This window comes from Pararhodobacter marinus, from assembly GCF_003122215.1.
Classification (GTDB): domain Bacteria; phylum Pseudomonadota; class Alphaproteobacteria; order Rhodobacterales; family Rhodobacteraceae; genus Pararhodobacter; species Pararhodobacter marinus.
In genome coordinates this window covers 21,524-36,460 of record NZ_QEYD01000001.1, presented here as the reverse complement: position 1 = coordinate 36,460, position 14,937 = coordinate 21,524, and the positions used below count along the sequence as shown (strand labels likewise).

The window sequence follows — 14,937 nt, the reverse complement described above, 5'->3', positions numbered from 1 at the left end:
ATGGCCGCCCTCTCATCCGATGACCGGCAGATGCTGGTCGACAGCGCCGAGACCTTGCTGGCCCGCGCCCATAACGGTGCGCGGCTGCGGCGGCTCAGGGATCAGGGCATCGCCTTCGATGCCGGGTTCTGGCGGCTGATGGGCGACGCAGGCTGGCTGGGCCTGCGGCTGCCCGAGGCGGCTGGCGGTAGCGATCTGGGTGCGGCGGCGGCGGTGGCGCTGGCCGAGGTCATGGGCCGCCACGCGGTGCCCGACCCCTATGTCGCCGCCTGCCATCTGCCGGCGGTCCTGCTGGGTGACTCGGACGTCGGCGCGGCGCTGGCCACGGGCGAGATCGGCGTCGCGGTGATGGAGGGCGAGGTTCCCCTAAGGGGCCCGGCGGAGGTGGCTGTGGGTGCCACAGTGCCGGGCGGCGAGATCCTGCTGTTGGCGGATCGAGGCAATGGCGCCGAGATTCTCCTCCTTCGGCTTGCCATCGCCCCCGAACTGCGCGCGGACGGGGGGGCCGGCGGGCGGGTCAGCGTCACGGCGCGAGATCTGGCGGCAGCGGACGTGCTGTTGGCCGGGTCTGCGGCGTTGGGCCTCTGGCAAAAGGCACGGGACGAGGCCGCGCTGGTCACGGCAGGCTACTTGACGGGCCTCGCGCGGCAGGCGCTGGCGCTGTCGGTCGAGCATCTGCTGCAGCGCGAGCAGTTCGGGCAGAAGCTGGCGCAGTTTCAGGTCCTGCAACACCGGGTCGTCGACCTCAGGATCGGCGTCCGGCTGGCCGAGGCCGCCCTCGGCGCGGCGCTTGCCGCGCCGGAGGACCGGATGCGCCTCCACGCTGCAAAGGCCCGGGCTTCGGCCGTCGCCAGCGCGACGACGCGGCAGGCCGTGCAGCTGCACGGCGCGCTCGGCTTTACCGATGAGGCAGCGATCGGCCTGTACCTGAAGCTGGCGATGCATCACGCGCAGGCTTTCGGCAGCGAAGCCGCGCACCGGACCGCCCATGCCCGTCTCAGCCGCGAGGCCCGCAATGCAGCCTGACCGCAATGCCATGTCCGACGCCGATTTCGCGGCCGAGCTTCGTGCCTGGCTGGAGGCGGTCTATCCGCCCCACTGGCGCGATCCGGTGCTGAGGCTCCGGGGCCGGGACGCGGAATGGTGGTACGCGCGGCAATGGCAGGACGGCTGGCGCGCGCCCGCTTGGCCCCGCGAGCATGGCGGGCTGGGGCTGAGCGTCGAAAAGCTGATCCTCTATCACCGCGTGACCGAGGATTTCGGCATCGCGCGGACGCTGGATCACGGCGTCAAACAGGTAGGCCCGATCCTGGTTCAATACGGGACCGAGGCGCAGCGGGCGGCCTGCCTGCGGCCAATCCTGGAGGGGACACAGACCTGGTGCCAGGGCTATTCCGAACCCGGCGCTGGCTCGGATCTGGCGGCGTTGCGGACCCGGGCCGAACGCGAAGGCGACAGCTTCCGCGTCAACGGGCAGAAGATCTGGACCACGCAGGCCGAGGAATCGACGCATCTCTATTTCCTCGCGCGGACCTCGGCGGCGCCGAAGAAGCAGATGGGGATCTCGCTGTTCCTCGTGCGCCGCGACGCGCCGGGGATCACCGTCAGACCGATCCGCAACCTGCTGGGCGAGCGTGAGTTCTACGAGGTGTTCTTCGACGATCTGCTGGTCCCCGCCGATGCCGTGGTCGGAGCCGTCGATCAGGGCTGGACGGTGGCCAAGGCGCTGCTGGGTCACGAGCGGTTCGCGCAGGGCAGCCCGGCGCTGGCGCGCCATACGTACCGGTTGCTGTGCGCGATGGCGGGGCCGTTGGGCGCGTTCGACGATCCGGCCTTCGCCGACCGGATCGCCCGGCTGGGCTGCGACCTGTCCGATGCCGATGCGCTCTATGCCGAGAATTGCGCCGGAGTCGCCTCGGGCGCGGATCTGGGCGACTCGCTGCCCATCGCCAAGCTGGTCGCGGCCGAGCTCTTTCAGGCGATGACCGAGTGCTTGCAGGACCTCGCTGCCGAGGCCCGGGCGCGTCCCGGCTGCGGCGTCAGCGCCGCCCGGATCGACGAGGCGGCGCGGGTCTATCTGATGTCGCGCCCCTACACGATCTTTGGCGGCACCGCCGAGGTGCAACGCAACATCATGGCCCGCAGCCTGCTGCCCCTCAGGGACTAGGCGGCGCGGGCCCGGCGCCACCGGCGCAGGGCAGACCAGCCGCTTGCAAGCAGAATCAGCAGGGTAACGGCGATGATCGTCCCGCTGATCGGGCGCTCGACGAAGGTCATCAGGTCCCCGCGTGACAAGATCATGGCGCGCCGGAAATGCTCCTCCATCATCGGGCCCAAAACGAAGCCCAGAAGCATCGGCGCGGCGGGGAAGGCGAAGACCCGCATCGCATACCCGCCCTCACCGCGCTGGTCGTCGCCGCCGGTCCGGCCGGTGCGCAGGACGCCTTTCCCGACCGCGCGATCACGCTGGTCGTGCCTTATGCCGCGGGCGGCGGGACCGATGTGCTGGCACGGATGATCCAGCCCGCGCTGAGCGAGGAACTGGGCGTGCCGATCATCATCGAGAATGCCAGCGGCGGTGGCACGCTGGTCGGCACCGAGCGCGTGACACGCGCCGGGCCCGATGGCTACGAACTGCTGTTCACCACCTCGGTGGTGACGCTGAACACGCTGGCCTACCGCAGTCCGCTCTATACGATGGACGATCTGGTGCCGGTCGCCCCGGTCTCGCAACAGCCGTATTTCCTGATCATGAACCGAGAGATGCCGTTCGACGACATTCCGGGTTTCGTGGCCTACGCGCAGGCGCACCCTGCCGAGATCAACTATGTCTCGCTTGGCCAGGCCTCGCCCACGGAATTGCTGGCCGGACGGCTGCAACATGCCCTGGGGATCGAACTGACGCGGGTGCCGTATCCGGGCTCGGGCGCGGCGATCCCGGATCTCAGCTCGAACCGGGTGCAGATGCAGATGACCGGTGCCTCGCAGAACTCGGCCAGCATCCCGAACATGAACATCCTCGCCGTGGCGGGGGATGAACGGATCGCGCTGACCCCCGACGTGCCGACCTTCGCCGAACTGGGTTATCCCACCATGGTCGGCGGCACCTGGTTCGGCGTTTTCGCCCCGGCCGGCACCCCGGAAGCCGTCGTGACCCGGCTGGCCCGGGCCTTTGCTGCGGTCCGCAGCACCATGGACCAGACGCTGAATGATGCCGGGCATTACGCGATCCGCATGCCCGACGGCTTCGCAGCCTTCATCGAAGCCGACATGTCGCTCTGGCGCGAGGACATTCAGCGCATGGGCATCGCGCTGGAGTAACAGCCGCATCCCGCCTTCCCTCTCCCGCCCCGTCCCCGGGGCGGGCCAAGACCGCCGGAGAGTGACGTGAGCGAAGCCCCCTGCATTCTGGTCCTCAACCGGATCGCCCATCCGCTGGTCCGAGACCTGATGCCCGGGGCCGAGTTCCTGGTCGTGCCCGCCGCGCCAGACCCGCAGATCCCGCCCGGTGCCGAATCCCGAATATCCGCCATCATGGCGCGCCTGCCGGGCGAGGTGCGGGCCGAGACCATCGCCCACCTGCCGAAGCTCAGGGTCATCTCGGCGGCCGGGGTCGGACTTCAGAACATCGACATTCCTGCCGCCACCCGCGCCGGCGTCGTCGTCGTCAATCACCCCGGACATGGCTTCCTGTCCGTCGCAGAACATGCGGTCGGTCTGATGCTGGCCCTTTCGCGCCGGATCGTCGAGATCGACGGGCGTCTCAGAAGCGATGGCTGGCGCGCGCGGGACCATTTCCTCGACCGGGTCTCGGACCGCTATGGAACGGTTCTTTTCGGGCAGCGGCTGGGCATTGCCGGGCTGGGCCATGTCGGATTGCATACCGCACGGATCTGCAGACTAGGGCTGGGGATGGACGTTTCGGCCTTCAGCCCATCGGTCGCCGAGTCGGTGTTTCAGGAACATGGCATCCGGCGCGCGGCAACGATGGCGGACTTGTGCGCGACCGCAGATGTCCTCCTGCTTGCGGCCGCGTATCGCGCGGGGCGGCCTCCGCTGCTGGGGACGGCGGAACTTGCGGTGATGAAGCCGACGGCAATCTTGATCAACGTCGCCCGGGGCGGACTGGTGGATCAGCCGGCGCTCGTGGACGCTTTGCGGACGGGTCAGCTGGCTGGCGCCGGGCTCGATGTCTTCGATCCCGAGCCGCCGCCCGCCGATTGCCCCTTCCGCGATATGGAAAACGTTGTTGTCACACCGCATGTGGCGGGTCCGTCGCTCTATTCGGCGTTGGGTCTCGCGCGTTCCAACGCCGAACAGGTGTTCGCCGTTCTGGCCGGTCGCCGCCCGCCCCACGTCGTGAACCCGGAAGTCTATGATCGTGCCTGACGCTCTGGCGGCATCGCCAGCCAAGTCTGCGTCAGATATGTGATGAAGCCGCAGCCCCGCTGTGCTGCCGCTAGTAGGGCCGAGGCCTTCGTGCGGTAATCACCCGGAGGCCGGGCCCGGTTGCCGGGCCGCCTTGACCTGATCCGTGGGAGGAACATGATGTCATCGTGGAAATACGCCGCCGCCGCCGCGTCGCTCGCCCTCATGGCAGGCCCCGCCATCGCGCAGGACTGGCCAAGCCGGCCGGTCACCCTGGTCGTGCCCTATCCCGCTGGCGGCAACACCGATACGCTCGCCCGCCTCGTCGCGGCGCCGCTGTCGGATGCGCTGGGTCAGCCGGTGATCGTCGAGAACATGCCTGGCGCGGCCGGCACAATCGGCTCGGTGCATGCGTCGCAGGCCGAGGCCGATGGCTACACGATCCTTTTCGGCACCTCGTCGACGATGGCCGGGGTGCGTGACCTGCACGGCGAGACGCCGCCCTACGCGCCCGACGATTTCAGCGGCGTGACGATGCTGGCGCTGGTGCCGTTGGTGCTGACGGTCAGCAACAGCTTCGAGGTCTCGAACATCCAGGAACTGCTGGACTATGCGCGCAACCACCCGGGCGAGTTGAATTACGGCTCGGACGGCGTGGGCGGGCTGACACATCTTGCCGGCGAGGTGTTCCAGGAACGCGCCGGGATCGAGATGCAGCATATCCCCTATCAGGGCACCGCGCCGATGATGACCGACATCCTGTCCGGCGCCATCGACCTCGCCTTCGCAGGCGCCCTGGCGCCGATCCAGTACATGAACGACGGGCAGCTGAAGATCGTCGCCGTCGGTACGTCCGAGCGCATCAGCGCCCTGCCGGACGTGCCGACGCTGCAGGAGGCCGGGGTCGAGGGCTATGACGTCGGCAGCTGGTTCGGCATCGTCGCGCCCGCCGGGACGGATGCGGCGATACTGGACCGTCTGAGCACCGAGATCGCCGCCATCATCGCCCAGCCCGAGGTTTCCGAGCGCATCGCCGGGTTTGGCTTCGAGCCGATGACCACGACGCCCGCCGAGCTCGACGCTCGCATCCGGGACGATTTCCAGGTCTGGGATACCGCCCTGCGCGAAGCCGGCCTGCTGTGACCGGGCATTGGCCCGGGGGCGCGGACCAGCCGCCGCACACCCGGGCCGTCAGGCTGATCCGACCTCCGGCCGGTCTTATCCGGGCGGAGGATCTTGCCGTGACCGAGGTCCCTGTCCGCCCGCCCGGGCCCGGCGACGCGATTGTCAGAGTCGAACACATCTCGCTCGATCCCTACCTGGCACTGCGCATGGCGGCGATGGAATTCGATGCCGATCCCGACCCGAAGCCGGTGATCGGTCGCGTGGTCGGGCGTGTCGTCTCGTCTCGCGATCCGGCTCTGGCACCGGGCGCGCGGGTCTTGGGCTTCGCGGAATGGCGTGAGCTAGTGACCGGACCCGCCGCAGCGCTGAGCAGGCTGCCGAAGGAACCCGCAGACGGTGCCGCGTTTCTCGGCGCGCTGGGCCATTCGGGCGTCACCGCCTGGCTGGGGATGGTGCGTATCGGTCAGGTGCAGCCCGGCGAGACGGTGCTGGTCAGCGGCGCGGCCGGTGCGGTGGGCAGCATCGCGGGCCAGATTGCGCGGGACCGCGGTGCCCGGGTCATCGGCATCGCCGGAGGCGCCGCGAAAGCCCGTTGGCTGCGCGAAGTCGCAGGGTTCGACGCCGTCCTTGACTACCAGTCCGGCGACCTGACGGCGCAACTCGCGCAGGCCGCGCCTGAAGGCCTCGACCTGATGTTCGAAAATGTCGGCGCCGCAACGCTGGACCCGGCGCTGGGCGCCATGAAGCGCTTTGGCCGCGTCGTGCTGTGCGGCCTGAAGCAACATTATCAGGACAATGAGCCGGTCGCCTTGGTCAACTTCCGGCAGCTTCTGGCCCGTGCGGTCCGCATCCTGCCGTTCTCGATTTACGATCAAGATGATGCCGAACCGCTCGCCGCGCTGCGCGACATGGCTGCGCGAGGTTGCTTGCAGTGGCACATCACGCGCCATCATGGGTTCGAGACACTTCCCGCGGCCTTCGTGGCGATGCTCGCCGGCGCGGGGTTCGGCAAACATGTTCTCAGCCTCGAAATGGCGGATATGTGATGGATGCCCCGCGCACCGGCGCGGGATTTGCCTCTGCGCCGACGGCCTGAAAGACTGCGCGCAACGCGCTGAGCGCAAGACGCATTAGACAGGGGATCGCGATGGGCCATGCTGCACCTCTCAGGGCGCCGGACCTGAAGGGAGCCGTCACCGAAGCGGAGTGGGAGGCGCGGGTAGACCTCGCTGCCTGCTATCGGCTGATGGCGGTCTTCGGCTTCACCGACTTGATCTACAACCACATCACCCTGTCGGTTCCGGGCGAGCCGGGGCATTTCCTCATCAACCCCTACGGGCGGTTTTACGACGAGGTGACGGCCTCATCCCTGCATGTGGTCGATCTGGAGGGAAATGTCATCCGCCGCGGCGATCCCGACAACGGCGTGAACCGCGCGGGCTATGTCATTCACTCGGCGGTCCATGCGGCGCGCGAGGATGCGGCCTGCGTGATCCACACGCATACCCGCTGGGACGCGGCGGTCTCGGCCATGGATTGCGGCCTGTTGCCGATCAGCCAGACGGCACTGCGGTTTCACGGGCGCACCGGCTATCACGATTACCAGGGCCCCGCGATCGACGAGGTCGAGCGGCAGGCTCTGGTCGCCAACCTGGGCCGGAACGACGCGCTGATCCTGCGCAACCACGGCGCGCTGGTCTGCGGGCGCAGCGTGGCCGAGGCGTTTCACCTGATGCAGCGGTTCCAGACCGCGTGCCAGATCCAGGTGGATCTGATGGCGGCGGGGGCGGGCATCGTCAGGCCCTCGACAGAGGCGCAGGAGCGGACCGCACGCATGTTCGCGCCCTCGTCGAACGAGGCGCATGTCGCGCGCAACGGACAGAAGGAATGGGCGGCGCTGTTGCGTCGTCTCGACCGAGAGGATGAGAGCTACAAGTGTTGATCCGACCCGAACGAAGCGCCTCGCTGAAGGCTCTGTTCCGCCCCGAGTCCGTCGCCGTGATCGGCGCCTCGTCAAACATCCTGCGCTTCGGCGGCAGGCCCATCGACTACATGAAGCGCGCAGGCTTCGAGGGCGCGATCTATCCCGTGAACCCCACGCGGGACGTGATCCAGGGCCTGCGCGCTTATCCCACGCTGTCGGCGATCGGTGACAGCATCGACTGCGCGCTGGTCTCCGTCCCGACGGACGAGACGGTGGCGGCGATCCGCGACTGCGCCGAAGCGGGGGTCAAGGCCGCCATCGTCTTCAGCGCGGGTTTCGCCGAGAACGGGCCGGCGGGCCGGGCACTTCAGGACGAGATGGTTGCCATCGCACGGACCAGCGGCATGCGCCTGCTCGGCCCCAATTGCATGGGCGCGTTCCACGCCGGCCATCGCTTCTACGGCACCTTTACCGTGACGTTCGAAGATCAGATCCCGCCGCCCGGCAACGTGGGCTTGGTCAGCCAGTCGGGCGGTTATGGCGGCTATGTCATGCGCCACGCGGCCATGCGCGAGATCGGCGTCGCCGCCTGGGCGACGACCGGGAACGAGGCCGACATCGACGCGGGCGAACTGATGCTGCACCTCGCGGGCGACGACGATGTCGAGGTGATCGTCACCTATCTGGAGGGGCTGCGCAACGGCGCGGCCTTCGTCGAGGGGCTCGCGGCGGCGAAGGCCGCCGGCAAGCCGGTCGTTGCCATGAAGGTCGGCCGGACCGAGGAAGGGCGCGTCGCCGCCGCCTCGCACACCGCCTCGCTGACCGGCGAGGACGCTATCTATGACGCCGTCTTCGAGGAATTCGGCGTGATCCGCGCCAGTACCTCCCGCGAGTTGCTGGACATGACCTATGCGCTGTCACGCGGGCGCCGGCCACGCGGGGACCGCGTCGGCGTTGTGTCCATCTCGGGCGGGGTCGGCGTGCAGATCTGCGACTATGTCGCCGATGCGGGCCTGTCGCTGGGGGTGTCGCCCGATGCGCTTCGGCAGGAACTGACATCGCTGGTTCCGGCGGCCTCGACGCGCAACCCGATCGACATGACCGGGCTGGTGTCGATGAACCACGACCTGATGGAAAAGACCATGGACGCGACGCTCGCCTCGGGGGCCTTCGACGCGGTGGTCGTGTTCCTGGGGATCTGCGGCATGACGCCGTCGATGGCAGAGCCGCTGCGCGATGTCATCATTCGCGCGCAGGAGCGGCATCCGGAGGCGCTGGTCCTGCTGTCGGTGACCGCGCCCGAAGACGAGATGCCCGGTTATTCACGGGGCGGGGTGCTTGCGTTCGAGGATCCGGCCGATGCCATCGCGGCGCTCAAGGCGCTGTGGCGCGCGCCGACACCGGGGCAGCGCGCGGCGCTCATGGCCCCGGGTCCGGCAGTGGCCTTGCCCGAGGGCGCGGGGCGCCTGGACGAGGCGAAGGCGAAGGCATTGCTGGCGGGGCTGGGCTTGCGCCCCCCGCGCGAGGAACGGGCGGCGGACGCGGCCGGCGCGGCAGCGGCGGCCGAGCGGATCGGCGGGGCGGTTGCGCTGAAGATCGTCTCGCCCGACATCGCCCACAAGACCGAGGCCGGCGGCGTCGCCCTGCGCCTCTCGGGCACCGACGCAGTACGCGCCGCCGCCGAGGCGATGCTGCCCCGGGTGGCGCAGGCCGCGCCCGAGGCGCGGCTCGACGGGTTCCTGGTGTCCGAAATGGTCACGGACGGGGCGGAAATGCTGTTGGGGCTGACCCGCGATCCGATCTTCGGTCCGATGGTCACGGTCGGCGCGGGCGGCACGCTGGTCGAGCTGTTGAAGGACACCGCCGTGGCCCGCGCCCCGGTAACCGAGGCCGCAGCCAAAGCGATGATCCTGTCCCTGCGGACCGCGCCCTTGCTGACCGGCTGGCGGGGCAGCCCGGCGCTGGATGTCGATGCCCTTGCCCGGGCGATCGCCGCCCTCTCGAGCGCCTTCGCCGCAACCCCGCGCCTTGCCACGATCGAGGTCAACCCCGTCGTCGTCCGGGCGCAGGGTCTCGTTGCCCTCGACGCAGTGATCGAGACCAGTCTTGGCGCCAAGGAGGAGGAACACCATGAACGCCGCTGACACTGCCGAGACGAACGCCTTCTATGTCACGCCCGAAGGCGCCTTCGACCGTGGATTGCCCCCCATCCCCGCCCACCGTTTCGATGCCGAGCGCGAGCGGGCGCTGGACCCGGCTACGCCGACCGGGATCATCCTGCTGGATTTGTCGGCGGCACTGAACATCGACTGGCCCGCGACTACGCCAGAGCTGCTGGCGCGGTATCTGGTGATCCGTCCGGGCGAGCGCCTGAGCCACCGCTTCCAAGCCACCGGCGAGATGCATTATGTGTTGAAGGGCGCCGGGCGCAGCACCAGTGGCGGCGTCACGCTGGAATGGCGGGCGGGCGACGGGTTCTGCTTTCCGGGTGGGGCCGAGACGGTTCATCAGGCGGACGAGGACACTCTGATCGTCAGCACGACGGACGAGCCCCACCACCGGCATTTCCGCACCCAGCCAGTCCCTGCCAGCGAGAGTTTCCTGCTGCCCGCCGTGTTCCGGCAAGACAGGATCGACGCGGCGCTGGGACTGGTGCACGTGCGCGAAGGGCCGGTGAAGACGGCGGGAAAATACGTCACCTTCTCGACCGGGGGGATGGACCGGACGGTGCGGGGCACGCTGATGCCGACCATGCTCGCCTCGATCAACACGCTCGAGGCGGGGGGCGTGCAGAAGGCGCATATCCACAACGCCGTGGCGATCACCGTATCGCTGCAGGGCGAGGGCGTGCATTCGATGATCGGCGAGACGCGGATCGACTGGCTGCCCTGGTCGGTGATGCTGACCCCGCCGCTCCAGCAGCATTCCCACCACAACGAGGGGCCGGGGATGATGCGCAGCTTCGTGGTGCAGGACGGGCCGCTGTTCTACCACCTGCGGGCGACCGGATTCCGGTGGCCCGGGCCCACAGCGGGCTGACGTATCCCCATTGACAATGGGAACCGGGGGCCGCGAGGCCCCCGGTTTCGTTTTGCCTTGCGGTCGGCCCGGGTCAGTTGACCTGCAGGCCGCCCTCGATCAGCGAGCCCCAGCGGTCGAGGTAGAAGTCGACGGTCTGCGAAAGTTCCGCGGGCGTCGAGTTCAGGGGCGTGAACCCGAAGCCGCTGATCGCCGACGACACGTCCGGGTTTTCCATCGCCGCCGTGATCGACGCGTTCAGAGCGTCGACGATTTCGGCCGGCGTCCCCTCGGGCGCGAAGAAGGCGAACCAGGCGGTCACGACGAAATCGTCGAACCCCAGTTCGCGGACCGTCGGCACGTCCGGCAGCACGGGCGAACGTTCGGCGCTGGTGATTGCGATGGCGGTCAGCTCGCCCGACTGCACGAGCGGCAGCGGGCCCAGGATGCCGCTTTGCGAGGTCTGGATGGTGTCCGAGAGCATCGCCTGCATGATGTCGGCGGTCCCGCGGTACGGGATATGCACCAGGTCCATGCCGGTCAGCGATTTCAGCCATTCCATGGACATGTGCGTCAGGCTGCCCTGACCGTCCGAGCCGTAGTTGAAGTCACCCGGATGCGCGGTGACCAAGTTCACGAAATCCCCGAAGGTCTGGGCCTCGAACCCGGCCGGCACGGTCATCAGCAACGGGATGTCGACGACATGGATGATCGGCGTCAGGTTCTCGGGGCCCCAGGGAAGGTCGGGCATGGTGAAGGGCGACAGTGTGACCGCGCCGCTGCCGACGATGGCGATGGTGTGCCCGTCGGGGTCGGCCAGCGTCATCTCGGTTACGCCGATGGTGCCGCCGGCGCCCGGGACGTTGTCGACGATGATCGTCACGCCCAGGTTCTGGCGCATCTGGTCGGCGATCAGCCGGGCGGTGGTGTCGGTCGGCCCGCCCGGCGGGAAGGGCACGATGAGGCGGATATCCTGTCCGTCGGGAAAGCCCTGCGCGGCGGCGGGCCCGGCGACGGCGAGGCCGGCGATCAGCGCGGCGCCGACGGTGGCTAGCATGGGGTGCATGTCGAGTTCCTCCCTCTGATGTCAGTTCGTGCTGCCGCCCGCCGCGCCCTGGACGTCGGTCGGTGCGGCTGGCTGGACCAGCGTGTCAGTCCCGGGCGCTGCCTCAAACGAGGGGAGGCGAAAGCGCCCTATTCATCGGGAATGTGTTGCGAGCGGGGTTGGCCCGGCCCCGCGAGAGCGGGGGCCGGGCGCATCCGGTTCACTCGCTGAGCGCGGCGTGCTGTTTGGCGGCGCGCGCCCGGGCCCGGCCGCGCAGGCTGGCATAGGCGAGCCACAGCAGGATCAGCGCAGCGGCCGCTAGGAACGAGGCACTGATCGGCCGCTCCACAAAGGTCGAGAAACTGCCGCGCGACAACAGCATCGAGCGGCGAAGGTGTTCCTCCATCAACGGCCCCAGGATGAAGCCCAGCAGCAGCGGCGCGACCTCGAATTTCAGGACCGCGAGCAGGTAGCCGAGGAAACCGAAGATCATCACCCAGAACACGTCGAACGTGGAGTAGTTGATCGAATAGACACCGACACAGATGAAGATGACCACCGCCGGGAACAGCATCCAGTAGGGCACGGCGAGGATCTTCACCCAGACGCCGATCAGCGGGATGTTCAGGATCAGCAGCATGATGTTGCCGATCAGGAAGCTGACGCAGACGCCCCAGAACAGGTCCGGCTGCTGGGTCATCAGTCCGGGGCCCGGGACGATGCCCTGGATGATCATCGCCGCCATCATCAGCGCCATCACCGCGTCGCCGGGGATGCCCAGCGTCAGGGTCGGGATGAACGCGGTTTGGATCGCCGCGTTGTTGGCGGCTTCCGGGCCGGCAATGCCCTCGATGGCGCCGTTGCCGAAGCGCGACGGGTCCTTGGCCAGGCGCTTTTCCACCGCATAGGACATAAATGAGGCCAGCAGGCCGCCGGTCCCGGGCAGCGCGCCCAGCACCGCACCGATGCCGGTGCCGCGCAGCATCGGGTTGGTCGAGCGTTTCCAGTCGTCGCGCGTTGGCCACATCGACCGCCAGGTGATCGACTTCGAATCGACGATGTTAGACCGGACGCGTCCGGCATTGGCGATGAGTTCCGGCACCCCGAACATCCCCATCGCCAGCGCCACCAGGTTCAGTCCGTCGTAAAGCCTGAGGCTGCCGAAGGTGAAGCGATTGGTGCCCGACGTGATGTCGGTGCCGACGAGTCCCAGGATTAGCCCGAGGGTAACCATGGCCAGGCCCTTGAGGGGCGACGAGGTCGACAGCACCGATGCCGCGATCAGGCCCAGCACCATCAGCGAAAAGTACTCCTGCGACGAGAAGCTGCGCGCGGCCGCCAGCAGGTAGGGGGCGAAACCCACCAGTGCCACCAGGCCGATGAAGGCGCCGACGAAGCTGGCGATGGTTGTCATGAATAGGGCGACGCCGGCGCGGCCCTGCTTGGTCATCGGGTAACCGTCGAGGCAGGTGACGGCGGTGTTCGCGGTACCCGGAAGGTTCAGCAGGATAGACGCCGTCGAGCCGCCGTAGGCCGCTCCGTAATAGATGCCCGAGAGCATCACCAGTGCGTCAACCGCCGCGACATGGTAGGTCAACGGCATCAGCATGGCGATGGTGGCCAGTCCGCCGAGGCCGGGCAGCACGCCCACCAACGTGCCGACCGCGACCCCGGCGAAGCAATAGAACAAGGTGCTGACGCTGAAGGCGACCGAGAGACCCAGCGACAGGCCGTTGAGGATTTCCATCATGGCAGCAGGTCCATCTGCAAGCCCAGGCCAAGCACGAAGATGGCCGAGGTGAGCGCGGCAAGGCCCAGCCCCAGCAGCAGGACCGGCACCGGGCGCGACTTGGGATCGGCCATCGAGGCGAGCCCGACTGATATCGGGACTGTCAGGATCAGCCCGAGGATCGGGATCAGCAGCGCGAAGGCGCCGATCGACGCCAGCACGAAGAAGAGGCTGCGCAGGGGGCTCGGTCCGGCGCTGCCGTCGCCGTCGGTTTGCAGGGCGTTCCTGTCCGCCGTTTCGGGGGTGAGGGCCGTTTCCTGCGCCGGAGCGTCCTGCGCCGGAACGCTATGGCCCGGGCGTCCGGTCAGGATCACGCCCAGTCCGAGCACGGCAAGGAGTATGCCCAACGCCACCGGGAACCATCCGGCGCCCATCTGTCGCAGGGTGCCCAGGTCATAGCCTCGCCCGATCACCGCGGCGGCGAGCCCGAGGGCGATCATGAGCAGACCGCCAAGTGTATCTCTGGTCGTCAATCGTTGGAGCATGAACGGCTCCTCCCTTCGGTTCTGGATGGCCCGGCCCCACGCCCCGGGCGCCAAAGGCGCCTGCGGGGGCCGGTCCAGCCCGAACCCTACGCGCGGGGGCCTTGCAGCGGCAACGTGCGCCTGCAGCTGTGGGGGCCTCCATCAAGGATATGGTCAATACTGGCCCGGGGTTTCGCGCCGCGGGCCGGTCGTGGTTGCTTCTCGAGAATGATCCCGACGGAGCCCCGCATGCCGCTGCCCCCCAGCCTCGCCCAACTCGCCCTCCCTGCTATCGCTGCGCCGATGTTCCTGGGCTCGGGTCCGGATCTGGTAATCGCGACCTGCAAGGCGGGCCTAGTCGGCACCTTTCCGGCCTTGAACTGCCGCACCGGCGAGGCTCTGGACGCCTGGCTCGAGATCATCGCCGCGCGGCTGGACCCGGCTGCGGGCGACGCGCCCTTTGGTATCAATCTGGTGGTGCGGCGTTCGAACGCGCGTTTCGAGGCGGATCTTGCCCGGGTCGTGCGCCACCGCGTGCCGCTGGTCATCACCTCGCTGGGCGCCGACCGCGGTGTGGTTGAGGCGGTGCACGGTTACGGCGGGCTGGTGTTCCACGATGTGGTGAACGCGCGCCATGCCGAACGGGCCGCCGCGGCCGGGGTCAACGGTATCATCGCTGTCGCCGCCGGGGCGGGTGGGCACGGAGGGACGCTCAGCCCCTTCGCCCTGCTGGCCGAGGTCAAACGCTTCTTTGGCGGCACCATCGTCCTCGGCGGCGCGCTGTCCTCGGGTGCTGATATCGCCGCCGCCCGGGTGATGGGCGCCGATCTGGCCTATCTGGGCACCCGGTTTCTGGCGACGGCCGAGTCCATCGCGCCCGACGGCTACAAGCGGATGCTGCTGGGGGCGCGGGCCGCCGATATCGTGCATACGCCGAACATCTCCGGGGTGCCTGCGAATTTCCTCGTGCCGTCGCTGCGCGCGGCGGGGCTCGACCCGCTGGCTCTGCCGCCGCACGAGGTCCTGCGCAGCCAGCCCGGGACCCGGGCCTGGGCCGACCTTTGGTCGGCAGGGCAGGGCGTGGGTTCCATCGACGACCTGCCGCCGGTGGCCGAACTCTGCGCGCGGCTCATCCGGGACTATCGCCAGGCGATGGACCGCGCGGCGCGCGATACCTTCGCCTCCTAGTCTTCGCCCCTCCAGG

The 14,937-nt window shown here is 68.7% G+C and carries 14 protein-coding genes; 10 read left to right on the top strand and 4 right to left on the bottom strand.

The genetic code is table 11. The features are described from left to right. Together C4N9_RS00190 and C4N9_RS00185 are read left to right on the top strand one after the other, a co-directional pair. Nucleotides 1–1,026, top strand: a complete 1,026-nt coding sequence (locus tag C4N9_RS00190) for an acyl-CoA dehydrogenase family protein (RefSeq protein ID WP_109531284.1) — start codon at nucleotides 1–3, stop codon at nucleotides 1,024–1,026. Beyond that, complete coding sequence (locus C4N9_RS00185) at nucleotides 1,016–2,167, top strand: acyl-CoA dehydrogenase family protein (protein ID WP_109531283.1); 1,152 nt, start codon at nucleotides 1,016–1,018, stop codon at nucleotides 2,165–2,167. Before C4N9_RS00190 ends, C4N9_RS00185 begins: the two co-directional genes overlap by 11 nt. On the opposite strand, the gene C4N9_RS22415 is transcribed toward C4N9_RS00185, so the two are convergent. After that, entirely contained in the window at nucleotides 2,164–2,301 is a 138-nt protein-coding gene (locus tag C4N9_RS22415) for a hypothetical protein (RefSeq protein WP_342748756.1), read from the bottom strand. The two genes, C4N9_RS00185 and C4N9_RS22415, sit on opposite strands and share 4 nt — an antisense overlap. A 12-nt stretch (nucleotides 2,302–2,313) precedes the next feature. Here C4N9_RS22415 and C4N9_RS00175 point away from each other — a divergent pair, with 12 nt between their 5' ends. From C4N9_RS00175 to C4N9_RS00145, 7 genes are all read left to right on the top strand, one after another. Continuing rightward, nucleotides 2,314–3,321: a Bug family tripartite tricarboxylate transporter substrate binding protein gene (locus C4N9_RS00175; protein ID WP_109531282.1), complete on the top strand. Its 1,008-nt coding sequence runs from the start codon at nucleotides 2,314–2,316 to the stop codon at nucleotides 3,319–3,321. Between the two features lie 66 nt (nucleotides 3,322–3,387). Further along, nucleotides 3,388–4,389, top strand: a complete 1,002-nt coding sequence (locus tag C4N9_RS00170; RefSeq protein WP_109531281.1) for an NAD(P)-dependent oxidoreductase — start codon at nucleotides 3,388–3,390, stop codon at nucleotides 4,387–4,389. 159 nt (nucleotides 4,390–4,548) lie between these two features. Next, complete coding sequence (locus tag C4N9_RS00165) at nucleotides 4,549–5,511, top strand: Bug family tripartite tricarboxylate transporter substrate binding protein (protein WP_168192068.1); 963 nt, start codon at nucleotides 4,549–4,551, stop codon at nucleotides 5,509–5,511. Continuing rightward, nucleotides 5,508–6,539 (top strand): MDR family NADP-dependent oxidoreductase, encoded by a 1,032-nt coding sequence (locus C4N9_RS00160; RefSeq protein WP_109531279.1) that lies wholly within the window; start codon nucleotides 5,508–5,510, stop codon nucleotides 6,537–6,539. The genes C4N9_RS00165 and C4N9_RS00160 overlap by 4 nt, the downstream gene beginning before the upstream one ends. 101 nt (nucleotides 6,540–6,640) lie before the next feature. Continuing rightward, nucleotides 6,641–7,435 (top strand): class II aldolase/adducin family protein, encoded by a 795-nt coding sequence (locus tag C4N9_RS00155; RefSeq protein WP_109531278.1) that lies wholly within the window; start codon nucleotides 6,641–6,643, stop codon nucleotides 7,433–7,435. Continuing rightward, on the top strand, nucleotides 7,432–9,561 hold the full coding sequence (locus tag C4N9_RS22345) for an acetate--CoA ligase family protein (RefSeq protein ID WP_168192067.1): 2,130 nt from the start codon (nucleotides 7,432–7,434) through the stop codon (nucleotides 9,559–9,561). The genes C4N9_RS00155 and C4N9_RS22345 overlap by 4 nt, the downstream gene beginning before the upstream one ends. Next, nucleotides 9,548–10,456, top strand: coding sequence for a cupin domain-containing protein (locus C4N9_RS00145; protein WP_109531276.1), 909 nt, complete (start codon nucleotides 9,548–9,550; stop codon nucleotides 10,454–10,456). Before C4N9_RS22345 ends, C4N9_RS00145 begins: the two co-directional genes overlap by 14 nt. 73 nt (nucleotides 10,457–10,529) lie before the next feature. Here C4N9_RS00145 and C4N9_RS00140 read toward each other — a convergent pair whose 3' ends face one another. The 3 genes from C4N9_RS00140 to C4N9_RS00130 form a co-directional block, all read right to left on the bottom strand. After that, the gene (locus C4N9_RS00140) at nucleotides 10,530–11,501 is read right to left on the bottom strand and encodes a Bug family tripartite tricarboxylate transporter substrate binding protein (RefSeq protein ID WP_109531275.1); all 972 of its coding nucleotides are present in this window, start codon (nucleotides 11,499–11,501) and stop codon (nucleotides 10,530–10,532) included. A 199-nt stretch (nucleotides 11,502–11,700) separates the two neighbouring features. Beyond that, on the bottom strand, nucleotides 11,701–13,230 hold the full coding sequence (locus C4N9_RS00135; protein ID WP_342748755.1) for a tripartite tricarboxylate transporter permease: 1,530 nt from the start codon (nucleotides 13,228–13,230) through the stop codon (nucleotides 11,701–11,703). Continuing rightward, on the bottom strand, nucleotides 13,227–13,754 hold the full coding sequence (locus C4N9_RS00130) for a tripartite tricarboxylate transporter TctB family protein (RefSeq protein WP_109531274.1): 528 nt from the start codon (nucleotides 13,752–13,754) through the stop codon (nucleotides 13,227–13,229). The genes C4N9_RS00135 and C4N9_RS00130 overlap by 4 nt, the downstream gene beginning before the upstream one ends. Before the next feature lie 228 nt (nucleotides 13,755–13,982). Here C4N9_RS00130 and C4N9_RS00125 point away from each other — a divergent pair, with 228 nt between their 5' ends. Further along, nucleotides 13,983–14,921 carry an NAD(P)H-dependent flavin oxidoreductase gene (locus C4N9_RS00125; protein WP_109531273.1) on the top strand — a complete coding sequence of 313 codons (939 nt, stop codon included), beginning with the start codon at nucleotides 13,983–13,985 and terminating at the stop codon, nucleotides 14,919–14,921. Nucleotides 14,922–14,937 lie beyond the last annotated feature (16 nt).